General features: G+C 64.1%; 24 protein-coding genes and 1 pseudogene. 8 read left to right on the top strand and 17 right to left on the bottom strand.

The genetic code is table 11. The features are described from left to right. The first annotated feature begins 242 nt into the window (after positions 1 to 242). The gene (locus INT12_RS26155; protein WP_046383857.1) at positions 243 to 1,157 is read left to right on the top strand and encodes a GGDEF domain-containing protein; all 915 of its coding nucleotides are present in this window, start codon (positions 243 to 245) and stop codon (positions 1,155 to 1,157) included. A 1-nt stretch (position 1,158) separates the two neighbouring features. After that, positions 1,159 to 2,196 carry an AraC family transcriptional regulator gene (locus tag INT12_RS26150; protein WP_046383858.1) on the top strand — a complete coding sequence of 346 codons (1,038 nt, stop codon included), beginning with the start codon at positions 1,159 to 1,161 and terminating at the stop codon, positions 2,194 to 2,196. Here the strand turns inward: INT12_RS26150 and INT12_RS26145 are convergent. The 5 genes from INT12_RS26145 to INT12_RS26125 form a co-directional block, all read right to left on the bottom strand. Further along, on the bottom strand, positions 2,183 to 3,070 hold the full coding sequence (locus INT12_RS26145) for a LysR family transcriptional regulator (protein WP_193039688.1): 888 nt from the start codon (positions 3,068 to 3,070) through the stop codon (positions 2,183 to 2,185). The two genes, INT12_RS26150 and INT12_RS26145, sit on opposite strands and share 14 nt — an antisense overlap. Positions 3,071 to 3,268: 198 nt before the next feature. Then, a complete protein-coding gene (gene ycaC / locus INT12_RS26140; RefSeq protein ID WP_046488519.1) occupies positions 3,269 to 3,886 on the bottom strand; it encodes an isochorismate family cysteine hydrolase YcaC in 618 nt (205 codons plus the stop codon). A 27-nt stretch (positions 3,887 to 3,913) separates the two neighbouring features. Continuing rightward, entirely contained in the window at positions 3,914 to 5,752 is a 1,839-nt protein-coding gene (locus tag INT12_RS26135) for an amidohydrolase (RefSeq protein ID WP_104903432.1), read from the bottom strand. Then, positions 5,749 to 6,339 (bottom strand): antibiotic biosynthesis monooxygenase, encoded by a 591-nt coding sequence (locus INT12_RS26130; protein WP_046488522.1) that lies wholly within the window; start codon positions 6,337 to 6,339, stop codon positions 5,749 to 5,751. The genes INT12_RS26135 and INT12_RS26130 overlap by 4 nt, the downstream gene beginning before the upstream one ends. A 108-nt stretch (positions 6,340 to 6,447) precedes the next feature. Continuing rightward, on the bottom strand, positions 6,448 to 7,359 hold the full coding sequence (locus INT12_RS26125; protein ID WP_046383863.1) for a LysR substrate-binding domain-containing protein: 912 nt from the start codon (positions 7,357 to 7,359) through the stop codon (positions 6,448 to 6,450). 206 nt (positions 7,360 to 7,565) lie between these two features. Here INT12_RS26125 and INT12_RS26120 point away from each other — a divergent pair, with 206 nt between their 5' ends. Both INT12_RS26120 and INT12_RS26115 read left to right on the top strand, forming a co-directional pair. Then, entirely contained in the window at positions 7,566 to 7,961 is a 396-nt protein-coding gene (locus tag INT12_RS26120; RefSeq protein ID WP_046383864.1) for a helix-turn-helix domain-containing protein, read from the top strand. Positions 7,962 to 8,019: 58 nt separating this feature from the next. After that, a complete protein-coding gene (locus INT12_RS26115; RefSeq protein WP_193039687.1) occupies positions 8,020 to 10,779 on the top strand; it encodes an ATP-binding protein in 2,760 nt (919 codons plus the stop codon). On the opposite strand, the gene INT12_RS26110 is transcribed toward INT12_RS26115, so the two are convergent. Together INT12_RS26110 and INT12_RS26105 are read right to left on the bottom strand one after the other, a co-directional pair. Continuing rightward, a complete protein-coding gene (locus INT12_RS26110) occupies positions 10,726 to 12,177 on the bottom strand; it encodes a winged helix-turn-helix domain-containing protein (RefSeq protein ID WP_057004842.1) in 1,452 nt (483 codons plus the stop codon). The genes INT12_RS26115 and INT12_RS26110 overlap by 54 nt on opposite strands. A gap of 150 nt (positions 12,178 to 12,327) precedes the next feature. After that, the gene (locus INT12_RS26105) at positions 12,328 to 13,278 is read right to left on the bottom strand and encodes a GlxA family transcriptional regulator (protein ID WP_104903434.1); all 951 of its coding nucleotides are present in this window, start codon (positions 13,276 to 13,278) and stop codon (positions 12,328 to 12,330) included. A gap of 178 nt (positions 13,279 to 13,456) precedes the next feature. On the opposite strand from INT12_RS26105, the gene INT12_RS26100 reads away from it, so the two are divergent. After that, positions 13,457 to 14,179 (top strand): pirin family protein, encoded by a 723-nt coding sequence (locus tag INT12_RS26100; protein WP_046383868.1) that lies wholly within the window; start codon positions 13,457 to 13,459, stop codon positions 14,177 to 14,179. 144 nt (positions 14,180 to 14,323) lie between these two features. After that, on the top strand, positions 14,324 to 14,749 hold the full coding sequence (locus INT12_RS26095) for a hypothetical protein (RefSeq protein WP_079443559.1): 426 nt from the start codon (positions 14,324 to 14,326) through the stop codon (positions 14,747 to 14,749). A gap of 60 nt (positions 14,750 to 14,809) precedes the next feature. Here INT12_RS26095 and INT12_RS26090 read toward each other — a convergent pair whose 3' ends face one another. Further along, positions 14,810 to 15,769: a GlxA family transcriptional regulator gene (locus INT12_RS26090; protein ID WP_193039686.1), complete on the bottom strand. Its 960-nt coding sequence runs from the start codon at positions 15,767 to 15,769 to the stop codon at positions 14,810 to 14,812. A gap of 107 nt (positions 15,770 to 15,876) precedes the next feature. On the opposite strand from INT12_RS26090, the gene INT12_RS26085 reads away from it, so the two are divergent. Continuing rightward, positions 15,877 to 16,419, top strand: a complete 543-nt coding sequence (locus INT12_RS26085) for an acyl-CoA thioesterase (RefSeq protein ID WP_193039685.1) — start codon at positions 15,877 to 15,879, stop codon at positions 16,417 to 16,419. Positions 16,420 to 16,852: 433 nt separating this feature from the next. Here the strand turns inward: INT12_RS26085 and INT12_RS26080 are convergent, their stop codons facing one another. The 7 genes from INT12_RS26080 to INT12_RS26050 form a co-directional block, all read right to left on the bottom strand. Next, positions 16,853 to 17,641 (bottom strand): ABC transporter ATP-binding protein, encoded by a 789-nt coding sequence (locus INT12_RS26080; RefSeq protein WP_193039684.1) that lies wholly within the window; start codon positions 17,639 to 17,641, stop codon positions 16,853 to 16,855. After that, entirely contained in the window at positions 17,635 to 18,624 is a 990-nt protein-coding gene (locus INT12_RS26075; RefSeq protein WP_193039683.1) for an ABC transporter permease, read from the bottom strand. The genes INT12_RS26080 and INT12_RS26075 overlap by 7 nt, the downstream gene beginning before the upstream one ends. Further along, a complete protein-coding gene (locus INT12_RS26070; RefSeq protein WP_126589514.1) occupies positions 18,611 to 19,678 on the bottom strand; it encodes an ABC transporter substrate-binding protein in 1,068 nt (355 codons plus the stop codon). The genes INT12_RS26075 and INT12_RS26070 overlap by 14 nt, the downstream gene beginning before the upstream one ends. A gap of 377 nt (positions 19,679 to 20,055) precedes the next feature. Beyond that, complete coding sequence (aqpZ, locus tag INT12_RS26065; RefSeq protein WP_046383876.1) at positions 20,056 to 20,760, bottom strand: aquaporin Z; 705 nt, start codon at positions 20,758 to 20,760, stop codon at positions 20,056 to 20,058. Positions 20,761 to 20,881: 121 nt separating this feature from the next. Next, entirely contained in the window at positions 20,882 to 22,066 is a 1,185-nt protein-coding gene (locus INT12_RS26060) for a sugar transporter (protein ID WP_046383877.1), read from the bottom strand. A 123-nt stretch (positions 22,067 to 22,189) separates the two neighbouring features. Further along, positions 22,190 to 22,552, bottom strand: coding sequence for a type 1 fimbrial protein (locus INT12_RS26055; protein WP_126585977.1), 363 nt, complete (start codon positions 22,550 to 22,552; stop codon positions 22,190 to 22,192). A gap of 95 nt (positions 22,553 to 22,647) precedes the next feature. Next, positions 22,648 to 23,646, bottom strand: a complete 999-nt coding sequence (locus tag INT12_RS26050; RefSeq protein ID WP_193039682.1) for a bile acid:sodium symporter family protein — start codon at positions 23,644 to 23,646, stop codon at positions 22,648 to 22,650. Between the two features lie 85 nt (positions 23,647 to 23,731). On the opposite strand from INT12_RS26050, the gene INT12_RS26045 reads away from it, so the two are divergent. Continuing rightward, on the top strand, positions 23,732 to 24,520 hold the full coding sequence (locus INT12_RS26045; protein ID WP_104903438.1) for an AraC family transcriptional regulator: 789 nt from the start codon (positions 23,732 to 23,734) through the stop codon (positions 24,518 to 24,520). 15 nt (positions 24,521 to 24,535) lie between these two features. Here the strand turns inward: INT12_RS26045 and araH are convergent, their stop codons facing one another. Both araH and araG read right to left on the bottom strand, forming a co-directional pair. Next, positions 24,536 to 25,504, bottom strand: coding sequence for an L-arabinose ABC transporter permease AraH (gene araH, locus INT12_RS26040; RefSeq protein WP_046489319.1), 969 nt, complete (start codon positions 25,502 to 25,504; stop codon positions 24,536 to 24,538). Between the two features lie 9 nt (positions 25,505 to 25,513). Then, positions 25,514 to 25,803: pseudogene (gene araG, locus INT12_RS26035) on the bottom strand (L-arabinose ABC transporter ATP-binding protein AraG); the annotation flags it as partial.

The following is a 25,803-nucleotide window of genomic DNA, read 5'->3' as shown; positions in this document are numbered from 1 at the left end:
ACGTGGAATGAGCCGAAATGACCTCTGGAGGTCAACGGTGGGAGGGGGCTCGCCCCCGATAGCGGTGGGTCAGTCAATAGATAAGCCATCTGGCACACCGCAATCGGGGGCAAGCCCCCTCCCACCGTTGGTTTTCATCGCGTGTGGGGTGAGCTGATTCGACCCTCCCCCAGCGTCATCCAATCGTCACATCCATCTGCTGTGCTGGCGCCCATCGCTCATTCGCCAGAGGACTCGCGGCCATGTTTTGCGTGCTCAAACCCCACCGCTGGAAACTCGCCCTGCTGCTGCTCGCGGCCAATCTGGGGCTGATCCTGCACCTGGCCTGCGGCGAGCTCAAAAGCGTCAGCGAGTGGGTATGGCTGGATATCATCGGCGAAGGCGGCTCCGCCCTGCTCGCCCTGGTATGGCTGGGCCTGGTGCTGAAAAGCCGCCCCGCCGGGCGCGTCACCAATTACCTGGCACTGGGCCTGTCGTGCATCTTTTTCTCCTGGTGGATCGACAGCCTCGACGAATTCATTCGCCTGCCCGCCAGCATCACTTGGGATCACTGGCTGGAGTCCGGGCCGATGCCGGTGGGCATGATCCTGCTGACCCTGGGCATCTACCACTGGCACCGCGAACAACTGGCGATCAGCGCGCAAATGGAAAAACGCGAGCGGCTGTTTCGCGAGCACCGGTTGTTCGACACACTCACGCCCCTGGGCGGCGCCGATTACCTCAAGCGCCAACTGGCCGACAGCCTGCAAGACAGCCGCGACCAGCAACAACCGCTGTCGCTGCTGGCTCTGGACCTGGACAATTTCACTGCGATCAACCAGGCCTACGGCCACGCCGAGGGCGATGCGGTATTGCAGGCCCTCAGCCATGTGCTACTGCTCAATCTGCGCCGCCAGGACTTACTCTGCCGCCTGGCCGGCGACCGCTTTGTGGTGGTGTTGCCCAACACCGGCGAGCGCCAGGCCCAGGCGTTGGCGCTGGAGTTGGAGCAAGCGGTGCGCAGCCTGGCGCACAAGACGCGACAACACGGCGAGCGCCTGCAACTGGCGGCGAGCACGGCCGTGGTGATGGCCCTGGACGAGCCGCCCCAGGACTTGCTCAAGCGCCTGAACCTGACGCTCGCCCGGGCCAAACAACCGCTTGCGAAAAGCGCCTGAGATGGCCGTGAAAACCCGTTGGTATGAGGCCGACAGCCGCTTCATCCCAGGGCATTACCAACCCGCCGCGTTGATCGACCTGGCCTTGTCCCGCGACATCGACAGCCATCGCCTGTTGCGCGGCACCGGGTTGTTCCACGAGGACATCCTCGCCGGTACAGCACAACTGAGCCCGCAGCAGTTTCTCGGATTGATCGGCAACAGCCGGCGCCTGCTCGCTGCCGATGAGAGCAGCTTCCTGTTTGGCCAACGCCTGCTGCCCGGCTATTACGGCGCCGCCAGCCATGCCCTGGGCCACGCGCAGAACCTGGATCAGGCGCTGGAGATCCTGATCCAGCAACAGGTGCTGCTCAGCCCGCTGGTGACGCTGCAATTGGAGCGGGATGAACACCATGCCTACCTGTACTGGCGGGACAGCTGCGGCGCCGGCGAACACTGGCGGTTCCTGCTGGAAGCCAGCATGACCTCGCTGGTCGCCATGAGCCGCTGGCTCAGCGGCCAGCGCCTGCCGTGGCAATGCAGCTTCAGCCATGGCGAGCCGCATTACGTCGAACAATACTGGGTTCACCTGGGCGAACACACGCGCTTCGCGCGCCCGCTGGACATGATGTGCATCCCGCGCGAATACCTAGTCATGGCCTGGCCCGGCGCGTCCGCCACCGCCGGCCAAGTCGCGCGCCAGCAGGCCCGCGAGCAGATCGAACAGCTCGGTTTTGCCGACAGTTTTCTCGATTGCCTCTACGACTACCTGCGCGAACAGGTGCGCCAGCCGCCCAGCCTGGAACAGGCGGCCCAGGCGTTCGCCATGAGCCCGGCGACCCTCAAGCGCAAACTGCACAAGCACGACACCGGCTTTCAGCAGCAGGTGGATCGGGTGCGCAAGCACGTCGCGTTGCACCTGTATCAGGTCAAGGGGTTCAGCAACGATGAAGTGGCCGCGTACCTGAACTTCAACGATGCGGCGAACTTCCGGCGTTCGTTCAAGCGCTGGACAGGCACCACGCCGAACCTGATCCGTCAGCTGTTCAACAGCCGTTAGCCAGGCGCTCGCGCAGGAACTCCACCAGCGCCTGCACCGGCCTCGAACTCTGCCGGTGCTGCGGGTACACCGCCGACAGCGTCAGGGCTTCGGGGGCGAAGTCTTGCAACAGCGTCACCAGGCGCCCGTCCGCCAAGGCATCGGCGACGATAAAGGTCGGCAGGTAGGTGACGCCCAACCCGGCGATGGCGGCGTCGCGCAGCAACTCGCCATTATTGACGCGCATGCGCCCGCTGACGTTCAGCGACAGCGGCTTGCCTTTGCTCTGGAACCGCCATTGCACCTGGCGGCCGTGGCCGTAGGGCAGGCAATCGTGGTCGGTCAGGTCGTCGGGTTTCTGCGGTGTGCCACGCAATGCAAGGTACTCGGGGCTGGCGCAGTACACACGCTGCACGCTGGCGATACGCCGGGCGATCAGGGTGGAGTCTTCGAGGATGCCGATGCGCAACACCAGATCGTAGCCTTCGCCGATCAAGTCCACCGGGCGGTCGCTCAGATCGACTTCCACCGACACCTGCGGATAGCGCTGCAAAAACAGCGGCAGCAGGCAACCCAGATGGGCCATGGCAAACGACAACGGCGCACTCAGGCGAATGGTGCCGCGCGGTTCGCTGTTCTGCCCGGCGATGCCCTGCTCCACTTGCTCGACTTCGCTGAGCAGGCGCAAGGCCGATTCGTAGTAACTCTGCCCCAGGGGTGTGACATCCAGGCGGCGGGTCGAGCGGTTGAGCAGGCGCACGCCGAGGCGGTCTTCGAGTTGGATCAGGCGGCGGCTGACGAATTGCTTGGACAGACCCAATTGCTCGGCGGCGGCGGTGAAACTGCCGGACTCCATGACCTGGCAAAACAGGCGCATGTCTTCGAAGGGATTCATTGTCGCGTCTCGGTGGACATTTTGCTGATTTATAGCCTGTCAGGTGCTGCACCACAAACCTAATGTGCCAACACAATCAAAAGTGGGAGGGGGCTTGCCCCCGATAGCAATATGTCAGCCACTACATGCATGACTGATCCACCGCTATCGGGAGCAAGCCCCCTCCCACAGGGGATTACCGAGATTCCCGAGGTCGGGTTACTTGGTGGTGAACGCCGAGTAGCTGTTCATCAGGTTGCGGTAGTTGGGAATGCGCGGCGACAGCAGGTTGGCCAGGCCTTCCATGTCGTTGCGCCAGTCAACCTGCAGCTCGCAGGCCACGGAGAACCAGTTCACCAGTTGCGCGCCGGCCGCGGTCATACGGGCCCAGGCAGCCTGTTGCACGGTTTCGTTAAAGGTACCGGAAGCGTCGGTGACCACGAACACCTCAAAGCCTTCGGAAAGAGCGCACAGGGTCGGGAACGCTACGCACACATCCGTCACCACACCGGCAATGATGATCTGCTTGCGGCCGGTGGCCTTCACCGCCTTGACGAAGTCTTCGTTGTCCCAGGCGTTGATCTGGCCAGGGCGCGGGATGTACGGCGCGTCCGGAAACAGTTCTTTGAGCTCGGGCACCAGCGGGCCGTTGGGGCCGCTTTCAAAGCTGGTGGTGAGGATGGTCGGCAGGTTGAAGAACTTCGCCACGTCGGCCAGGGCCAGCACGTTGTTCTTGAATTCGTTGGGGGAGAAATCCTGCACCAGGGAGATCAGGCCGGTCTGGTGATCCACCAACAGCACCACGGCGTCATCTTTGTTCAAGCGCTTGTAAGTCATGGGTTAACTCCTTTGTGGGTTTAGGTATCAGAACGCAAAGCACGAGCAGCCAAACGCACCCCAGAAGCCCTGGAAGTCGCTGACCGGCACGTTGGAAAGACGCGCTTTCTCATGGCCATGAGCATGCACGCCACACGGGCCACTGCAGTGGTGAGCCTGCGCCTGCAGCGGCGAAGCGGGACGCCAGTGTCCCGGCACCTTGACCACCGGCGACCAGTCCGGCAGCACCGGCACGCGCGGCGGTGCGAAATCTTCGAAGTCGCCGGCGCCATACACCACCTTGCCGCCGACCACGGTCAGCACCGACTCGATCCACTTGATGGCCTCTTCATCGACGCTGAAAAAATCCGCCGACAGCGCGGCGACGTCCGCCAACTGGCCGACCTTGATCTGGCCCTTCTTGCCCTGCTCGGACGAGAACCAGGCGCTGCCATGGGTGAACAGCTCCAGCGCGGTCAGGCGCGGCAGGCCTTCGGCGTGCAGCTCCAGGCCACCCACAGTGCGGCCGCTGACCATCCAGTACAGCGAGGTCCACGGGTTGTAGCTCGACACCCGCGTGGCGTCGGTGCCCGCGCCGACCGGTACACCTTCGGCGAGCATGCGTTTGATCGGCGGCGTGGCTTCGGCGGCCTTGGCGCCATAGCGCTCGACAAAGTACTCACCCTGGAACGCCATGCGGTCCTGGATCGCAATCCCGCCGCCGAGGGCGCGCACACGCTCGATGTTGTGCGGGGTGATGGTTTCGGCGTGGTCGAAGAACCACGGCAAGCCGTTGAACGGGATGTCGCGGTTGACCTTCTCGAACACATCGAGCATGCGCGAGATCGATTCGTTATAGGTGGCGTGCAGGCGGAACGGCCAGCGCTGCTCGACCAGGTGGCGCACCACCGGCTCCAGTTCCTGCTCCATGCTCAGCGGCAGGTCGGGGCGCGGTTCGAGGAAGTCTTCGAAGTCGGCGGCGGAGAACACCAGCATCTCGCCGGCACCGTTGTGGCGCAGGTAGTCGTCGCCCTGATGCAGGGTGACGCTGCCGGTCCAGTGCTTGAAGTCGCTGAGTTCTTCCTTGGGCTTCTGCGTGAACAGGTTGTAGGCGATACGTACCGTCAGCTGTTCATCCTTGGCCAGTTGCTCGATCACCGCGTAATCGTCGGGGTAGTTCTGGAAACCGCCGCCGGCGTCGATCGCACTGGTCAGGCCGAGGCGATTGAGTTCGCGCATGAACTGGCGGGTCGAGTTGACCTGGTATTCCAGCGGCAGTTTCGGGCCCTTGGCCAGGGTCGCGTAGAGAATCATTGCGTTAGGCCGCGCCACCAGCATGCCGGTGGGGTTGCCGTTGCTGTCACGCACGATCTCGCCGCCCGGCGGGTTGGGCGTGTCCTTGGTGTAGCCGGCCACGCGCAGGGCGGCGCGGTTGAGCAAGGCGCGGTCGTACAGGTGCAGCACGAACACCGGCGTGTCCGGCGCCGCCTGGTTGAGCTCGTCCAGGGTCGGCATGCGCTTTTCGGCGAACTGGAATTCGTTCCAGCCGCCGACCACGCGCACCCATTGCGGCGTCGGGGTGCGATCGGCCTGGTCCTTGAGCATGCGCAGGGCGTCGGCCAGGGACGGCACGCCTTCCCAGCGCAGTTCGAGGTTGTAGTTCAAGCCGCCACGGATCAGGTGCAGGTGCGAGTCGTTGAGGCCGGGGATCACCGTGCGGCCCTTGAGGTCGATGACCTCGGTGCCGCTGCCGCGCAGGGCCATGGCCTCGCCATCGGTGCCCACGGCCACGAAGCGCCCCTGGCGAATGGCGACGGCGGTGGCGCGTGGGTTTTCACGGTCCACGGTGTGGAACTGGCCATTGAACAAAATCAGATCGGCGTTCATAGGGTTTCCTTTACAGAGGCTTCAAGCCAGGGAGCGAACAGGCGGGTAGCCGCCGGCATCAGCAGGTACACCACCAGCAACACGATGGTCAGGGTGATCAGGAAGGTGGCGACCACGTAGTTGGACAGGAACGGGTGCAGGCCCAATATCGGGCCCCACACGATCGGTACCAGCAGGGTCAGCGGCAGGATCACGCACAGGGTGACCACGGCCTGTTTCCAGCGCGGCGGTTTGGCGACGCTGTCGGTTTGGGGGGTGAACCAGAACTCGTTGACCGCACCGATTTCGGTGTGGTCGCCGTCGGCCAGCAGCGGCGCGGCTTCTTCGATCAGGGTTTTGCGCTCGGGGGAGTCGAGCCAGCGTTGCAGGTCGTCGGTGGAGCGGTAGCGCAACACGCAGGTGAACAGCGCCAGGCCGTCGTGTTTACCGCGCACGACGTCGACGCCGAGGTGGCCCGGGCGTTCGCCGGCGATGCGTACTATGCGGCGTAGCCACGCTTCGTAGTTGGCCTCGCTGCCGGATTTGATCCGGTGTTTGACGATCAGGGTGACGACTTCGTCGGAGCCGGTTTCAGGTGTTGGGTCCATGGTGTGTTCTTCCCCCCTGGAGAGCTGAGCGATGAGGCGAGTTTGGCGGCGACGGGCGATTCGAAATTGGATGTTTGTGCTGTTTGGCGTGGTGACCTGCGAGGCCGCCTACGCGGGGAAGCTGGACATGTGCGCGCTGATCCGGCTCCTCAACCAGCGCTCCGCCGGGTCGTTGTCATGCACCCCGCTCCACACCATCGACAGCTCCGCGGCGTCGATTGCAAACGGTGGGTCCTGCGCGCGCAACGTGGTGCCTTCGGTCAAGGCGCACGCTGCGTAGTCCGGCACGGTCGCGATGATCTGCGTGCCCGCCAGTAACGCCCGCAAGCCACTGAATTGCGGCACCGCCAGCACCACCCGGCGCGCCCGACCGATGCGCGCCAGGTCGAGGTCGATATTGCCGCTCAAGTCCCCCGAGAACGACACCATGGCATGCGGCCGTTCACAGTATTCGTCCAGGCTCAGCGGTGCGGTGCCGCCATCGCCGCGCAGCACCTTGCACGGAATGTCGCGCAGTTTCTTGCGCTTGGCATTGGCCGGCAGATCCGTGGTGTAGCTGACTCCCACGGTGATCTCGCCACTGGCCAGCAGCGACGACATCAACAGGTAATTGGCGCGGCGCACCACCACCACGATCCCCGGTGCCTCGTCGCGCAGTTGGCTGAGCAACGGCGGGAACAGGCCGAATTCGGCGTCATCGGACAGGCCGATGCGGAACACCGCACAGCTGGTGGAAGGGTCGAAATCCTTGGCGCGGCTGACCGCGCTCGAGATGGTGTCCATGGCCGGTTGCAGCTCCTTGAGTATTGCCATTGCGCGTGGTGTGGGCTCCATGCCGCGCCCATTGCGCAGCAGCAACGGGTCGTCGAACAAATCGCGTAAACGGCCCAAGGCCGCGCTCACCGCCGGTTGGCCCATAAACAGTTTTTCGGCGACCCGGGTCAGGTTCTTCTCGAACATCAGCGCTTCGAAAATCACCAGCAGGTTCATGTCGACGCGGCGCAGGTCGTTGCGGTTCATGGCGGTCCCCAAACAGTTGACAGAGCACCAGCTAAGCACGCGGCGCGGCGAGCGCGATTGCACACCTGTGCTGTCTTTTCCACGCCAACAACTGGCGAAATTAACAACGATTAACTCGTCAGTCGGACGGCACGGCACCAAGAATGAGGCCGTCTACACTGCATCCATTCACCGGGAACGCTCCCATCGACTGCGGATATTTCGTCATGGCCCGACTTGAGCACGGTGCTCCAAGCTTCTGCGCGACCGGCGGCCTCTGCCCCCGGCGCGAGCGTATCGCCAAGCAACTGATCCTCGCCAACCTCGGCGAAAGCCTGGCGATTGCCGACCTGGCCCAGGCCTGCGCACTGTCGCGCAGCCACTTCTCCCGCGCCTTCAAATGCACCACCGGGCTGTCGCCGCAGGAATGGATTCGCCAACAGCGCATCCAGCGCGCCAAGGAGTTGATCACCGGCACGTCCTTGAGCCTGACGCAAATCAGCCTGGAATGTGGCTTCTGCGACCAGGCGCACTTCTGCCATATGTTCACGCGCAGCGAAGGCGTCAACCCGATGACCTGGCGTAATCACCAATTGCGTCGCAAGCAGGCGATTGCCGCCTAGTGGTCAGCGCAAGCGTGGAATATGCTGGGCGAACCCTTTTTTCAGAGCTCGCGCTGGCATGAACGATCTCAGCGAACAGGCCGTACACTTCGGCCCGTATCGGATACACCCGCGCCAACGCCTGGTGCTGGAGGCTGGCCGGCCGTTGCGCCTGGGACGGCGGGCAGTGGACATCCTGCTGATCCTGCTGGAACAGGCCGGCAATGTGGTGAGCAAGCAGGAACTGATCGCGCGGGTCTGGCCCAAAAGCGTGGTCGAAGACGGCAACCTGCGCGTGCATATGGCGGCGTTGCGCAAGGCCCTGGGCGATGGCCAGGCCGGGCAGCGCTATATCGTCACCGTGGCCCAGCGCGGTTACAGTTTTGTTGCGCCACTGAGCATCGAACCGATGACCCTTCCAACCGACGGCTGTGCGCAAAGCCAGGCCCATAACCTGCCGCTGCGCAGCACGCGGATGATCGGCCGCCAGGCGCTGATCGATGCGCTGGTGCAGCAATTGCCGCAACAACGCTTTATCACCCTGACCGGCGCGGGAGGCATCGGTAAGACCACGGTCGCGCTGCGTGTCGCCGAGTTGTTGATCGGGCATTACCGCGACGGCATTCGCCTGCTCGACCTCGCCCCCCTCAGCGCACCGTCGATGATCCTGCCCAACCTCGCCGCCCTGCTCGACCTCACCCCCGACGAACACGCGCCGCTGTTGACCCTCGCGCGCAGTCTCCACACGCGCCAGTTGCTGTTGGTGATCGACAACTGCGAACACCTGCTCGATGACATCGCCCTGATCAGCGAGACCCTGCTGCGCCACGCCCCCAACGTTCACATCCTCGCCACCAGCCGCGAAGCACTGCGCGCCGAGGGTGAATACGTGCAGCGCCTGGAGCCGCTGGCCTGCCCGCCCGCCACCGGCAACCGTGCCCAGGCGCTGGGCTATCCGGCCCTGCAACTGTTGATCGAGCGCGCCATGTCCCATCAGGACAGCTTCGCCCTCAGCGAAGCCGAACTGCCATTGGCGATTGATATCTGCCAGCGCCTCGACGGTATCCCGCTGGCCATTGAACTGGTGGCGGCGCAGATCGAACGTTTCGGCCTGCAAGGCCTGCTGGTGCAGATGGAAGACAACTTTCGCCTGCTGACCCGTGGCCGCCGCAGTGCCCTGCCCCGTCAACAGACGCTGCGCGCCACGCTGGACTGGAGTTTCGACCTGCTCGCGCCCTGCGAACAGATCTGCCTGCGCCGCCTGGCGGTGTTTCGCGGCGGCTTCAGCCTGGCCAGCGCGGCGGCGGTGATCGCCGGGGAACAGATCGCGCCGGCCGAGGTGCTGGGTTCGATCACCCAACTGGTGGCCAAGTCGTTGCTCAATGTCGAGCCCGGCGATGACGAGATGGTCTACCGCCTGCTGGACATCACCCGCACCTACGCCCTGGAAAAGCTCAGCGTGGCCGCTGAACTCGACACCACCCGCGAGCGCCACGCCGCACGCTGCCTGGCCTTGATGGAACAGGCCCGGGACGATTGGGAACTGACCTCGACGCAGCCCTGGATCGACCGCTACGCGCCCCTGCGCGAAGACATCCGCGCCGCACTGGATTGGGGCCTGGGCGACCAGGGCACGCACCTGTTGGGTATTCGCCTGACGGTCAGCGCGATGCCCTTGTGGCAGGAACTGTCATTGCTGGGGGAACACGGGCTGTACGTGGGCAAGGCGCTCGCACGGCTGGCGCAATCGCCCGCGCCGAACCCGCACTTGCACATGGCGTTGCAACTGGCGCTGGGCAGTTTTTCGTATCACACCCAGGGCGGTACGCCGCAGACCATTGACGCCTTTGCCTACGCGCGGCGCCTGGCCGAAGCGAACAACGATCTGAGCGGCCAGTTGCGTGCGGTGTCGGGCCATATGGCGGTCAACCTGTGCTGCGGCAATTATCGCCAGGCACTTGCGCAAAGCCTGCACTTCGATCAACTCGGCCCCCAGGCCGACCCCTTGCTCGACCTCAGCGCCCAGCGCCTGCGGGTACTGGCCCAGCACTTTGCCGGTCACCAGGCATTGGCCCTGCGCAATGCCGAACAGGTGATCCAGCGCATGGCCCACAGCGGCCATCTGAACCGGTTCACCCATGGCTTCGGCGTGCAGTACGACCAGGGCGTGGCCTCGCTGACGATCCTCGCTCGCATCCTGTGGCTGCGGGGGTTCCCGGAGCGGGCCTGGCGCACCGCGAACCAGGCCCTGGAACTGGCGCTGCAGATCAACCACGGCACCTCGATCTGCTACACCCTGGCCCTGGCCGGGGTGGTCATCGCCCGCTACAACGGCGACGCGGCCGCGGCCCATTCGCTGCAGGAACTGTTGTTGCAACAAGCGCAAAAGCACTCGGTGCAGCTGTTTCATACCTGGGCCCGACACTACGCGGGCGCAGCGCCGACGCAAGCCATGCCCGGGCTCGGCCTGATCGCGGATACCCTGGTGACCTTCAATGCGGGCGCGGTGGACGCGGCGATGTTCGAACGCGCCAAAAGCGGCGCGGCCGGCTGGTGTACGGCAGAGATCCTGCGGGTGCGCGCCGAGCACAGTGACGACATCCCGGCAGAAGCGCTGTTGCTCGAGGCACTCGGCCTGGCGCACCAGCAAGGCGCCCTGGCCTGGGAGTTACGCAGTGCCACCGCGCTGGCGCGGCTGTGGCAGCGCCAAGACCGCCGGCAAGCGGCACGCGAGTTGCTGGACTCGGTCTACGGGCGATTCAGCGAAGGGTTCGCCACCCAGGACCTAATCGGCGTGCGCCGCCTGCTCGACGAGTTGCAGGACAAACGGCCGGCCTGAAAACGCCCCCAGATAATGCCCATACCCTTGCTGCAGACGCGCCACTTGCAGCGGGTCGCGCAGTTGCGCCAGGGCGTAGCTGCGCACGCTGTTGAGCAGGCGGTAACGCTCGGGACCGAGGCCGGGCTCCACGCTCAGCAGCGAGATGTCGACCAGTCGCCGCAGCAGGTATGGCAGGTCGGCGTGAGCCAGCTCGGTGCCAGCGATCAACTGCCCCAGGACGGGCAAGCTCACCGCCATCTTGAACAGACCCAGTTGCAGGAACAGCCAACGCTCCGGCAGGCTCAGGCGCTCGTATGACCAGTCCAGGGCCGCCGCCAGGGATCGGTGGCGTTCCAGCGCCGTGCGCCGACCGCGCGCCAGCACTTGCAGGCCGCTGCGCAATTGCACCTGCAAGCCCTGCACGCCGAGAGCATCGACCTGGGCCGCCGCCAGTTCGAGGGCCAACGGAATACCGTCGAGCCGGCGGCAGATATCGCGCAGCGCCGGCAAGTCCTGGGGCCGCAGGGCAAACCCTTGCTGACTGGCGCGCACGCGCGCGACGAACACCTGCACCGCCGAGTAGGCCATCGCCTGCTCGACGCTGCCCCAGGCGGACGGCATCGGCAGCGCCAGGCGAGGCACGCGCTGCACCCACTCGCCGGGCACCCGCAAGGCTTCGCGGCTGCTCAACAACAGCGTCACCCCAGGCGCGCTGGCCTGCAGCGCGCGCACCAGATGACGGCAGGCGCCGAGCAACACGTCGGCGCCATCGAGCACCAGCAATAACTGGCGCGAGGCCAATTGACGGAAGAGTGCCGCGGCACTGTCAGCCGCGTCGAGCCCGAGGGTCTCGGCCAACTGGCGCAGCATTGCCGTGGGCGTATCGACACCGGCCAGATCCAGCCACCACACGCCGTCGCGATAACGCGGCAACACACGCTCGGCCAACGCCAGCGCCAGGCTGCTCTTGCCGACGCCAGCGCCTCCGGTGAGGGTCATCAGGCGTTGCCCCGACAGGCGTCGGACCAGCGTCCCCACCAGTTCGTCGCGACCGATCAGCGGGCTGAGCCGGGTCGCCAGGTTGTGCCGCGGTGCCGCGTTCCCAGCGGCCTCCTGCAGCGGCGCAACCAGGCAATAGCCGCGTTGGGGTTCATTGAGAATGTAGCGACGACCGTCCAATGCACGGCGCAGGGCGGCGATATGCACCCGCAGGTTGTTCTCTTCCACCACGCTGCACGGCCAGACGCGGGCGATCAGGGTGTCTTTGCTGACAAATTGCCCGGGCGTTTCGAGCAGCACCGCCAGGATGTCCAGCGCGCGCCCGCCCAACGGCACGGGCATGCCTGCCTTGCTGACCAGGCGCTGCTGACGATGAAAGGTGTAAGGGCCAAAGCGCATCGCATGGTCGTTGTTCATCTGCGTAAAAGCGCTGAAACACCCGAGCTTGGGCTTCCGCGCATCCTTCTTCCATGGGCCTGCCGTTATCTTGCCAGCTCGTTGTAACAGGACAATGCTGGCACGGGGAGCGATACGGACAATCGGGTGCGCGAAACGGACATCCAGTCGTTAACTGAACTGCTGCCGGTATTGGGTGGGGTTGAGGCCGAGTTTTTCACTGAACAGAAAGCGCATATGCCGCACGCTGCCAAAGCCTGCGTGAAAGGCCACGGTTTTGAGCGGCAGGTCGGTGGTTTCCAGCAGGTGCCGGGCGCGGTCGATGCGCGCGCCCTGCAGGAAGGCCATCGGCGTCATCTGCACCTCTTTGGCGAACAACCGCGCAAAGTGCCGCGCACTCATGCCGGCGAGTGCCGCCATGGATTCGATGGTGAACGGCTGGTCCAGATGCGCCAGCACATGGCTCTGCACCCGCGTGATCGCGGTTTCCTGGGGCGCCACGGCGGCGGTCATCGGGCTGAACTGGGCCTGCCCGCCCTGGCGCTTCATCACCACCAGCAGCACTTTGGCCACGTCCACCGCGACCTGCTTGCCGTGATCCTGGGCGACAACCGACAGCGCCAGGTCGATGCCCGCCGTCACCCCGCCGGACGTGATCAGGCGGCCGTCCTGCAGGTAGATACGGTCGGTTTCGACAACGGCCTGAGGGAAGGCCTTGATCAGCCGCTCGGTGTAATGCCAGTGGGTGGTCACGCGGTGGCCGTCGAGCAGCCCGGCATGCCCCAGCACAAAGGCACCGGTGCAGATCGAGCCGAAGCGCCGCGCGCGTGGAGCCGCGGCCTGGAGCCAGGGCAACAGGTCGGGGTGGCATTCGTTATAGGCACCGGGACCACCGGGCACCAGCAGCAGGTCATAGGCCTCGTGCGCCTGGGCCAGCAGCAGGTCGGGCTGCACGACCACGCCATTGGACGCACGCAGCGGGCCGGGCTCGGTGCCAACGATCAGGATCCGATAGTGCTGCGCCGCTGGCAGGTAGCGGTTGGCAATCGAAAACACTTCAAGCGGCCCGGCCATGTCGAGCAGGAGGAAGTCCGGAAACAGCGCCATGGCCACGGTGTTCATAGAGAGACGTCCATCAGGAAGGAAGGCAGCGGGTATTATGCCACGTCCGCAACTGTCAACCTCAATGCGACAGTTATTCAGATATCAGCTTCTTAATGAATATTCCAGTAACCAGTAACCTTCTTCTCAACGCAAGCGCCCTGCATTTCGCAGCCCGCTCTGACTTGAGGACACCACCATGCTGACCCTTCGCAAAGCCTCCGACCGCGGCGCCGCCAATCACGGTTGGTTGAAGTCGTTCCACACCTTCTCGTTCGCCAACTACTGGAACCCCGCCGAACAGGGTTTTTCCGACCTGCTGGTGATCAACGATGACCGCGTCGCCGCAGGCCGTGGCTTCGGTCAGCACCCGCACCGCGACATGGAGATTTTCTCCTATGTGCTCGAAGGCGCCCTGGAACACAAGGACACCCTGGGCACCGGTTCGGTGATCCGCCCCGGCGATGTGCAACTGATGAGCGCCGGCAGCGGCGTGGCCCACAGCGAGTTCAACCATAGCCAGAGCCGTGGCGTGCATTTCCTGCAGATCTGGATCGTACCGAATGTCTCCGGCGCCGAGCCACGCTATCAGCAGGAGCACTTCAGCGCAGCGCAGAAACGTGGACGCTTGCAGTTGATCATCTCGCCGGATGGCGCCGAAGGCTCCCTTCACGTGCGCCAGGATGCACGGGTCTATGCCGGGCTGTTCAACGCTGACGAAAGCGCAAGCCTGGACCTGGCGCCGGACCGCCACGTGTACATCCATGTGGCCCGCGGCAGCGTCGAGATCAACGGCCAACGCCTACAGGAAGGCGACGGGGCCCGCGTGCGCGATGAGCGCCAGATCCGCCTGAGCCACGGTGACGATGCCGAGGTGCTGGTATTTGACCTGCGCCCTCTGGAACTGCCGCAGATGCCATGACGGCTACACGATAGCCCGCCGACGCGGGCTATCGCTGGCGTCGATAGTCACCATCAGCCCAATGAAGTTCTCTTAAAAATGCCAACGCGTAACATCAAACCCACACCAGGCAACACCCTAATCAAACACTCGGAGCACACTCTCATGAAACGCCAACTCTTGCTTAGCCTCGCTTTCTCGGTACTTGCTGCAAACGCTTTTGCCCACCCTGTCGTCGCTGAAGGCGGCGCTGATCGCCTCAACGAAAACCGCGTCGCCGAAGGCGGTGCCGAGCGTCTGCAAGGCAACCGTGTCGCCGAAGGCGGTGCTGAACGCCTGCTGGAACGTCGCGTCGCTGAAGGCGGTGCGGATCGCTTGCAAGAACGTGGCCTGGCCGAAGGCGGTGCAGATCGTCTGCAGGAACGTGGCCTGGCCGAAGGCGGTGCGGATCGCCTGCAGGAACGTGGCCTGGCCGAAGGCGGTGCGGATCGTCTGCAGGAACGTGGCCTGGCTGAAGGCGGTGCTGATCGTCTGCAGGAACGTGGCCTGGCTGAAGGCGGTGCAGATCGCCTGCAGGGCAACAACGCTTGACCCCGCGCTGTGTGCGCGGCACCCCAAACCGGCCTGATCAGCCGGTTTTTTTTCGCCTGCTTATTGTGTACTGGCCTGAAACCGCTTGCGATACGCCGCCGGCAGCATCCCCACCCGCTGCTGGAACAGGCGCCGGAACGAGTTGCTGTCTTCGTAGCCCACCGCATAGGTGATGCTTTCGAGGGTCATGCGCGTCGACTCCAGCATCTGCTTGGCGCGCTCCAGGCGCAGGGTCTGCACATAAGCGATCGGCGTATAGCCGGTGGCATCCTTGAAACGTCGCTTGAAATTGCGCACCCCAAAACCAAAGTGCCGGGCCACCTCGTCAATCACCAGCGCCTCGGCGCAGTGCTGCTCCAGCCAATGCTGCACGCGCAGTATCTGCGCGTCGCCGTGGCTCTTGGGCAACGACCACATCGCGTACACCGACTGCACCGTCCGCACCGTGTCGATCAGCAGGTATTTGCCACAGGTGTGAGCCAGTTCCGGCGAGCCGAAGCGGCGGATCAGGTGGAGCATCAAGTCCATTGCCGCACTGGCGCCACCACAGGTGATCACGCGGTTTTCTTCGCAGAGCATCTGCGCGTCATCGAGGCTTACGTCTGCGTAGCGTCGCCGGAAAAGCTCGGCAAACGCCCAGTGGGTGGTGGCGCGCAAGCCTTGCAGTACACCGGTTTCCGCCAACAGAAAGGCGGCGGTACACATCGACGCCAGCACGGCGCCGCGCCCATGCTGTTCGCGCAGCCAGGGGCCGAAGGCGGCAAACGTCGGCAAAGCCTCTTTCAAGGTGAAGAGAAAGCCGGGGATCAACACCAGGTCGGTCTGTGCGATCTGCGCGGTCGAACAGGCCACTTGCAGACGCTGCCCGCCCCAGGCATTCACGGCCTGGCCGTCGAGGGACGCGACCACGATCTCGAAGGGCGGATGGTCGGCAAACAGGTTGGCGGCGCTGAGCATTTCCAGGGCCAGGGTGGCGCTGGCGGCGGAGCAGTGATCGGCCAGGAGCAAGGTAATGTGCATTCACGGACCTTTTTGCGCTTTTCGCATTAAATAAGTCATTTGCGCACCTACCTTAGCCGATTTGGCGCCCTTACAGTGCTGCCACTGTTCAACTCTGTGGCGTCTTTATGAATCTCTGGTTTCGATTGCTCTACATGCTCTGCCGTCGCCCCTGGCGCAAGCCTGCCCATGGCCTGGCCACCACCGTGGTACGCATGCGGGTGTGGCCGCTGGACCTGGATCTCAACCGGCATGTCACCAATGGCCGCTACTTCACCCTGGCGGACGTTGCACGGATGGATTTTGTCTTGCGCACTGGCGCTTTTCGCGTGGCCCTGCGCAACAAGGCGCTGCCGATCGTGGGCGATACCTGGGGCAAGTTCCGCCGCGAACTCAAGGTGTTCGAAGTGTTCGAGGTACACACCCGCATACTCGGCTGGGACCACAAGTGGAGCCTGATGGAGCACCGTTTCGTCAGCAAGGGTCGGGTGGTCGGCGTGGTGGTGATGCGCGGGCTGTTCCGCTCAGTCAAGGGCACCCTGCCCCCGGCGGATTTCCTGCGGGAGCTGGGGCTGGCCGAAACATCGCCGGCCCTGCCGCAGTGGCTGAGCGACTGGGCGCAGAGTTGCGAGGCGATGAGCGTGCAGTTGCGAGGTGAGGAACAGGATTGAGGATCATCCGCTCATCATCGTCTTGAGGCATGCGCTCCTTGGCCAACATGTCCTTGGCGATTTTACGAGTCGTCGCGGCGCCTTCCAACTGCGCGCTGGATATAGGAGTCCACCAGATACCGAGTGTTATCGCGGTATTGGGGAGAAGACGCCACTGCCCCGCCCAAGCTGGACGTCAACGACTCGACGCCGTGAACAACCGCCTCACAAAAGTCAGTGATGCACAAAAAAAACGCACTGCCGCACTCGCTGCGAAGCTCCAGGGTCTTACTCGCGCAAGCCCGGGACATCTTGATAGCTGCCCATGCGGCCTCTTTCTTGAGACCCGGCGCTGGATATCGACGAAACTCGTCCCAATGCAGATACCGGCCCTAGTCATCGACAGCTTTATAGATTGAGTCGCCAGGCGCTGCTCAGACTGATCAAGTCATACCTACCAGCTCTCCCCCAACCCCAGCAAGCCGAGTATCTGCCGGCGCAGGTCCACCAGATAAGGATCGTCGCGGTGCCGGGGGTATGGCCGCTCGATGGTCAATTGCGCCTGCAGGGTCGCCGGGCGGTCGCTGAACACGATCACGCGGTTGGCCAGGAGCAAGGCTTCTTCCACATCGTGGGTCACCAGCAACGCCGTGTAGCCCTGGCGTTGCCACAGGTCGATCAGTTCCTTTTGCATGGTGATGCGGGTCAGGGAATCGAGTTTGCCCAAGGGCTCGTCGAGGATCAGCAGACGCGGCTGGTTCACCAGCGCACGGGCCAGCGCAACCCGCTGCGCCATGCCGCCGGACAGTTGCCGAGGGAAGGCGCGGGCGAATTGGCTGAGGCCGACTTTTTCCAAGGCTTCATCGACTTTGGCGGCATGGGTCTTGAGCAGGCCCTGGGCTTCGAGGCCGAGGGCGACGTTGTCCCACACGCGGCGCCACGGATACAAGGTCGGGTCCTGGAACACCACCACGCGGCTCGGGTCCGGGCCGCTGATCGGCTCACCATCGGCGAGCAAGCGCCCGGAATCCGCCGGTTCCAGCCCAGCGACCAGACGCAGCAAGGTGGACTTGCCGCACCCCGAAGGCCCGAGCAAGGCAACGAACTCCCCCGCTGCCACGTCCAGCGAAACCCGCTGCAGCACCGGCAGATGCTCACCGTCCAAGGCAAACCCGTGGCTCAGGTTTTCGATGCGCAGCGCCAATCCCGCCGCGGCTTCTACTGCGGTTGCCAGGGCTACCATTTCATCGCTCCTTTCTGCCAGGCCAGCAAGTGGTCGCGCAGCCGGAACAAGCCGCTGATCAACCCCGAGCAGGCCAGCGCCATGATTAACAACGCTGCATACATATTCGCGTAGGCCGCCCACCCCTGGGCCCATTGCAGGTACCAGCCGATGCCGGATTTCACGCCCATCATTTCCGCCACCACCAGGGTCGAAAACGAGGCGCCGAGGCCCATGAACAGGCCAACGAACACATGGGGCAAGGCGGCGGGAATCGCCACCTTGAAAATCAGGAAAGGCTGTTTTGCACCAAGGGTGCGCGCCACGTCGTAATAGGCTTTATCGACACTGGCCACGCCGGACCAGGTCAGCACCGTGACCGGAAACCAAGTGGCCAGGGCGATCAGGAAGACGCTGGCGCTCCAACTGCTGGGGAACAGGAAAAAGCACAACGGCAACAGCGCCGTCGACGGCACCGGGCCGAGGATGCGCAGCACCGGATGCAGCCAATAGCCGATACGCGTCGACCAACCGATGGCCACGCCGGCGATAAACCCGGTCGCCGCGCCCAACGCCACGCCCGCACCGAGCAGCAACGCCGAATGCAGCAGGCTGTCGGCCAGGCGCGCGTAGTCTTCGACATACACCGCGAGCAGGGCCTGGGGCGGCGCGAAGAACGGCACCGGCAGCAGCGCGAGTTTCGCCGTGAGCAGCTCCCAAATGCCCAACAGCAGCGGTAAAGCGATCAGCCATGACGCGGCTCCGCGCAGGCGCAGGCCGAGCCTGGCGAACCGGCGCCCGGCCACACTCGACACCCCGAACACCGCCGCCACGCCCACGCAGAGATGGGCCAAGCCTTGGGTCATCGGCCAGTCGCGCGTCGCATTGGGCCAGTAGCTGATCAGCAGCGCCACGGCCAACCAGGCGCCGACCACCGCCAGGCCCGGCCACCCGACCTTGAACGCCACGGGTGGGTTGAGGGTGGTCGCGTCAACTGAAGACATCGGCGGTGATCTCCTTGGCGAACGCCAGCGGGTCGGTGCCCTGGCTGATCACTTCCACGGTTTTCAGGTCGGTGACGTAGGTGGTGATTTCCGCGGTCAGCGCGGTGCCGACCGCATGGTGGCCGTGGGTGTGGTCGTGGAGGATCGCCTGGACTTCTTCGGTGGAGGTGTTCAACGCATAGGCCTGGAAACCCTTGGCGACGACCTCGGGGTGTTGCACGGAATAGTCATGAGCTTCGAGGATCGCCTGGGTCAGCGCCGCGACCACCCGCTTGTCTTCGCGCACCAGCTTGCCGGTGACACCGACCACGCAGCAGCTGAGGTTGGCGTAGGCCTCCACCAGGTTGGTGGACAGTTCCCGCGCCACGCCGGATTTGATCAGGCGATACATGAACGGGTCGCTGCCGCTGACCGCCTGCACCTCGCCGCGCTCCAGGGCGGTGCCGAGCAGGTCGGCCGGGTACAGGCGCCATTCGACGTCGCGCACCGGGTCGATGCCGTGCTTCTTGAGCAGGATCGAGAAGAAATTGCGGTCCGGGCTGGCCATGTCCGTCACGCCGATCGTCTTGCCCTTGAGGGCTTCGAGTGTGCTTACGCCGCCGTTCGCCGCACTGAGCAAACGCAGGCAGCCGCCATGAGTGCCGGCGGTCAGCTTGACGTCGAAGCCCTGCTCCAGGGCCTTGAGCCAACGCAGCGCCATGCCCACACCTGCATCGGCCTTGCCGGTGGCGATGGCTTCCAGCAGCACCTCGGTGGAATTGCCGAAGTTGACCAGTTCCACATCCAGGTTGTGCTGTTTGAAGAAACCTTGACCGTGGGCGATCACCACCGGGGCCAGGCACACGGCATTCAGGTTGACCGCCAGTTTCAGCGCGCGAGGCGCATCCAGGCGGATGAACTCACCGGTGCCAGCGGGCTCCTGGGGCGTGTGGTGCGCGGCGTGCTCGTCGGCGGCGAAGCCCAGGCGGGGCAGCGACAGCAGCAAGGGGCTGGCCAGGGTAATACCGGCCATGCCCAGGAGGCGGCGGCGGGTTAAAGGATCGAAAGCGGCCATGCAAAAACTCCCATGATTGTGTTCGCTAGGTAGATTGCGCGCCTTGCGTCATGCAGGGCACCTGCGGCAAAACTACAATTTGATTATATTAATCAGCGACAATTATGAAAGAACCATATAATTCTATGGTTATGCCCGATGTCTCGAAACGCACAAAAAGCGCCCTAAGCTCAGATCGGAACAGTATTTATCGGGGGTGTACGCGCAGTGGGTACAGGCCGGGAAATGGGTGAAACCGCACCTGTAACCGTGGACGATCGATCAGTTGGCTGAGCAGCAGAAGATCGCGGATGCGTTCTTCAAGGCGGTGGATGCACAGGACGTGCAGACCTGGACGTGATGCAGGGGGAATGCGCTTGATTCCCCCCTTTTTCGATTCAAGCCGGGCTGCGCGCCTCCCACCCGCGCGCCGCCAACGCCCCCAACACCCCGCCGGCAATCGGCGCCAGCCAGAACGCCCAGAGTTGCGCGAGGTACTCGACCCCGGCGAACAACGCCGGTCCGGTGCTGCGCGCCGGGTTGACCGAGGTGTTGGTCACGGGGATCAGGATCAGGTGAATCAAGGTCAGCGCCAGGCCGATGGCAATCGGCGCAAAGCCGGCAACCGCGCCCGGTGCGGTCACGCGCATGATGATCAGGACAAAGAAGAACGTAGCGATCAGTTCGGCCAGCAACGCCGCCTTCATGTCGAACTGGCCGGGGCTCAGCGGGCCATAGCCGTTGGCGGCAAAACCACCCGGCTCAAAACCCGACTGCCCGTTGGCAATCACGTACAGGGCGGCAGAGGCGACAATCGCTCCTGCGACCTGGGCGGCGATGTAAGGCAGCACATCGGCGCCGGGAACGCGGCGCCCGGCCCATAGGCCGATGGTCACCGCCGGGTTGAAATGCCCGCCTGAGACACCGCCCACCGCGTAGGCCATGGTCAGCACGGTGAGCCCGAACGCCAGGGACACCCCCAGAAACCCGATCCCCAGCGTCGGGAATGCCGCCGCCAGGATGGCACTGCCACACCCGCCGAACGTCAACCAGAAGGTACCTGCAAACTCTGCGGTCAAACGCTTTTGCACAATCGACTCCATTGCTTTTCAAACACCACGGCCCTGATCGAAGGGCGTGGTGATCGCCGTCACCACAGGATGTGGGAGGTCCAGGGAGACGGTAGCAACAGGCATCAAATTGCCCTGTAAGACTTGTCTGATTTCAGTCGCGTGCGACACCCTGGCCGAACCGTCGGATCGCCAGGCAATAACCGATCAACGCCAGCGCCGCCAACAACCCGCCCGCCGCGCCGATCCAGGCGAAGCCGAAGTGGCTGCCGACCCAACTGCCCAGCAACGCGCCGCCGCCGATGCCGATGTTGTAGATGCCGGAGAACATGGCCATGGCCACGTCGGTGGCGTCCGGGGCGAGTACCAGGACCTTGGACTGCATGGCCAGGCCGAAGCCCATGATCGCCATGCCCCAGAACACGCTCAGGCCGACGAGGTAGGATTCGGCCCCACTCAACGGCAGCAGCAGTGCCAGGCACGCGCCCAGCAGGAACACCGCGCCGACCACGAACAGATGCGGGTTGAAGCGGTGTACCAGGCTGAACAACAGCGAGCCGATGATGCCCGCGCCGCCGAACACCAGCAGGAACAGGGTCACGACGTTACCGCTCAGGCCAGCGACACGTTCGACAAACGGTTCGATATAGCTGTAGGCGGTGAATTGCGCGGTGACCACCATGGCGGTGAGCACGTACAGCGCCACCAGCGCCGGGCGCTTGAACAGCAGCGGCAGGCTGCGCAGGGAGCCCGAGTTCTGGCTTGGCAACAGCGGCAAGGTGCGCGCCAGCCAGAACACCAGGCCGGCGGCGAAGGCCGCAATCACCAGGAACGTGGTGCGCCAGCCCATCGCTTCGCCCAGCAGGCGGCCCAGGGGAATGCCCAACACCATCGCCAGCGACGTGCCGGTGGCCAACAGGCCGAGGGCTTGCACCTGTTTGCCGGCCGGCGCCAGGCGTACCGCGAGGGACGCGGTAATCGACCAGAACAGCGCATGGGACAAGGCGATGCCGATCCGGCTGACCATCAGCAGGCCGAAGCTGGTGGCGACGCTGGAGAGGATATGACTGGCGATGAACAGGCCGAACAACACGATCAGCAGCTTGCGCCGTTCGATGTTGCGCGTCAGCAGCATCACCGGCAGCGAGGTCAGCGACACGATCCAGGCATAGATGGTGAGCATCAGGCCGACGCTGGCAATGGGCATGTCGAAGCTGGCGCCGATGGCGCTGAGCAGGCCGACGGGCACAAATTCGGTGGTATTGAACACAAAGGCGGCCAGCGCGAGGGCGATGACCGGTTGCCAGTTGGCACGGGGCGTTGCGGTTGAAAGGCTCATTGAAGGGCGCGGCACTCTGACGATGATCAAACGGCCACCCAGGACAAGCGCCGCCGCCGAGCATTCTATAGGTTTCTCGGGCGGCTGTTGACGCTCATCCGGAGCAAATCGCCTGCGGATCGATCAGGGCGAGGTCAGGGTGATCAAGTAGCTACCCGTCTGAATGGGCTTATCGAAGCCGTCCACCAAGACATACCGCTGGTCGTAATAACGTCCGTTGGGGGTGTCGGCCATCAACCGCACATGGGCGTTGGGCGCGCCCACCGCCTTGACGCTGCGGACCGGCTGCACCGCGAGCTGGTTGCCGCGACTGGCCTGCGGGCAGCCTTTCAAGTCCATTATCGAGCCGCTCGCCGCCGCCGTGGTGCAGCCCGGCTCGACGATACTGCCGTAGAATCGGACGACGCCACCCTGCGGCGCCGCCATGCACGTCCCCGTCCATACAGCGAGGAAGCCTGTAACCAGTGACAAACGTATAACGTTCATGTCGACGCTCCTTCTTGGGTTGACAAGAAGTGAGTCGTCCGTTTTGACGCAGGCTTTAGGCCTTTCGTCGCTTTAAGAAATGTCTGATAGACCGATCACGGGTCCACCTGCCCCATCAGTTCCGGAATGCTTTCCGGGCGCTGCGCATAACGTTGCGCCAAGGCCGCACACACCATCAACTGGATCTGGTGAAACAGCATCAACGGCAGGATCAACACACCCATGGTCGCCCCGGCGAACAGCACCTGGGCCATCGGCACTCCGGTCGCCAGGCTTTTCTTCGAACCGCAGAACAGGATGGTGATGCGGTCCTCCTGATTAAAGCCAAAAGCCTTGCCCAGCAGCGTGGACGCCAGCAATACCAGGGCGAGCAACACGCAGCAGGCCACCACCAGGCCGCCCAGCTCCCACAGCGGAATCTGCTGCCAGATGCCTTGGATGACCGCTTCGCTGAACGCGCCGTAGACCACCAACAGGATCGAGCCCTGGTCGACGAACTTCAGCCAGGCCTTGTTGCGGCCGACCCACTCACCGATCCAGCGGCGGGCGATCTGCCCGGCGATGAACGGCAACAGCAATTGCACGCTGATTTTCAGGATGGCGTCGACGGTCGAACCGCTCTCGCCGTGGACATTCAGCAACAGCGTCACCAGCAACGGCGTGAGGAAGATCCCGAACAGGCTCGACGCCGCCGCGCTGCAAATCGCCGCCGGGATATTGCCGCGCGCCAGGGACGTAAAGGCAATCGCCGACTGCACCGTGGCCGGCAACGCGCACAGATAGAGCATGCCCATGTACAGGTCTTTGCCGATCAGCGGCGACAACAGCGGTTTGAGCGCCAGGCCCAGCAAGGGGAACAGCACAAAGGTCAGGCTGAACACCAGCAGGTGCAGGCGCCAGTGCCCGGCCCCGGCGACGATGGCCTGGCGCGACAGCTTGGCGCCGTGCAGGAAAAACAACAGCGCGATGGCCAGGTTGGTCACCCAGCCGAAAGCCACGGCGGTCTGGCCGCTGGCGGGCAGCAAGGACGCGAGGAGCACGGTGCCAATCAGGGTCAGGGTGAAATTGTCGGGCAGAAAACGCGGGCGAGTCATAAGCAGGATCTTCCGGGGTTGCCAAGAACGTCATCGCGACTCTAACGTAACGCTTTATTACCGACTAACGCCAATGAGCCAGTAAATGCCGCCTAAAGGACATGACAAGACCGTCCGCCGCAGCGTGCCCGGGCTTTCCAGCCTGCCACGCCCGGTGTACGGACGCACCGAATCCTTGCCCAACCGCGCCTTGACCCGTCGGCACAGCCATCCGTGGGTGCAGTTGTCCTACGCGATTTCCGGGGTGCTGGAGATCCAGACCAGCGTCGGCCGCTTCGTCGCGCCGCCGCAGCGCGCGGTGTGGATTCCGGCGGGCATGCCGCACCGGGTCTACAGCTCGCCGCACACGGAGATGCGCAGCCTGTACCTGGATTGCAGCGTCACCGCCTGGGCGGACGAACGTTGCCAGGTGTTGGAGGTGAGCAGTTTGTTGCGCGAGTTGATCCGCCGCTTCAGCGAACTGCCGGTGGAATATGCCGAAGAGGGCCCGGACGGCAGGCTGGCCCAGGTGGTGCTGGACCAACTGGCGGCGGCGCCCCAGGTGGATTTGATGCTGCCGTTGCCCCTCGACCCGCGCTTACGGCAGATCTATCGCAGTTTGGAGCTGCACCCGGAGCAACCCACCACGCTGGAGGATTGGAGCCGCAAGCTGGCGGTTAGCGAGAAGACCCTCAGCCGCCTGTTTTTGCGTGACACCGGGCTGACCTTCCGCGCCTGGCGCCAGCGCTTGCGCCTGCTCGGCGCCCTGCCCGCCCTGGAGCAAGGCGAGCGGGTGACGGATGTGGCGTTGGCGTGCGGGTATGAATCCACGTCGGCGTTTATCAACGCGTTTCGCCAGCAATTCGACGCCACTCCCGGCGAGTTCTTCCGCTAATGCAAAGGAAGGAGCTCAGCGTTGCTTCATGCGATCGATCACCACCGCCAGCAGCAGGATCGAGCCGCGAATCACGTACTGGTAGAAGGTGTCGATGTTCTTCAGGTTCATCGCGTTCTCGATGATCGCCAGGATCAGCACCCCGGCGATCACATGGCGGATCATGCCGATGCCGCCGCTGAGCGATACCCCGCCCAGCACGCAGGCGGAAATCACCGTCAGCTCGAAGCCCTGGCCGATCATCGGCTGGCCCGAGGTCATGCGTGACGCGAGGATCACCCCGGCCAACGCACCGATCAGGCCATGCACGGCAAAGATCAGGATCTTCGTGCGGTCCACGTTGACCCCGGCCAACAGCGCCGCTTCCGGGTTGCCGCCGATGGCCATGGTGTTGCGCCCGTAGGTGGTGTAATTGAGCAGCCAGCCGAAGAACACAAAGCAGACGATGGTTATCAGGATCGGCACCGGCACGCCCAATAACTGGCCGTTGCCGAACACGAAGAACTGATCCTGGGACACTCCTACCGCCTTGCCGTCGGCAAAGATATAGGCCAGGCCGCGCACGATCTGCATGGTCGCCAAGGTGGTGATCAGCGCATTGACCCGCAGCTTGGCGATGACGATGCCGTTGATCAGCCCGACGATCAGGCCCATCAGCAGCGCCGCGCCGATGCCGAGCATGACGCTGTCGGTGTCGCGCATCACAATCGCGGCCACCACCCCGGCGCAGGCGATCACCGAACCGACCGACAAGTCGAAGTGCCCCGACGCCAGGCAGAACAGCATGGTGCAGGCGGCGATGCCCACGGTGGAAATCGCCAGGCCCAGCCCGCGCATGTTCAGCGGCGAGAGGAAGTTGTCGATCAGCAAGGCACACAGCAGGAAAATCGCCAGCGCCGCGAGCAGCATCGCCCAGTTGTCGAGCAGCGCGCGCAGGTCCACGGGTTTGCGTGCCGTCGGCAACGCGTTGTGTTGGGTCGTCATAGTCGTCTCTCAGTTCGCCAGGCCACGCGGCAAGGCCAGTTGCAGCAAGTTGGATTCAGTGGCGTGTTCGCGCCGTTGTTCGCCGCGCAAAGCGCCTTCACACAGCACCAGAATGCGATCGGAAACCCCCATCACCTCCATCAAGTCGCTGGACACCACAATCACCGCGATGCCGCTCGCCGCCAGGTCATGGATGATCTGGTAGATCTCCGACTTGGCGCCGATGTCGATGCCCCGCGTCGGCTCGTCCAGCAGCAGCACCTTCATCGGCATCGACAGCCAGCGGCCGAGAATGGCCT

The sequence above is a fragment of the Pseudomonas sp. K8 genome, from assembly GCF_014889455.1.
Lineage (GTDB): Bacteria > Pseudomonadota > Gammaproteobacteria > Pseudomonadales > Pseudomonadaceae > Aquipseudomonas > Aquipseudomonas veronii.
The sequence above is the reverse complement of the archived record's forward strand: the minus strand, read 5'-3'. Positions and strand labels throughout refer to the sequence as shown.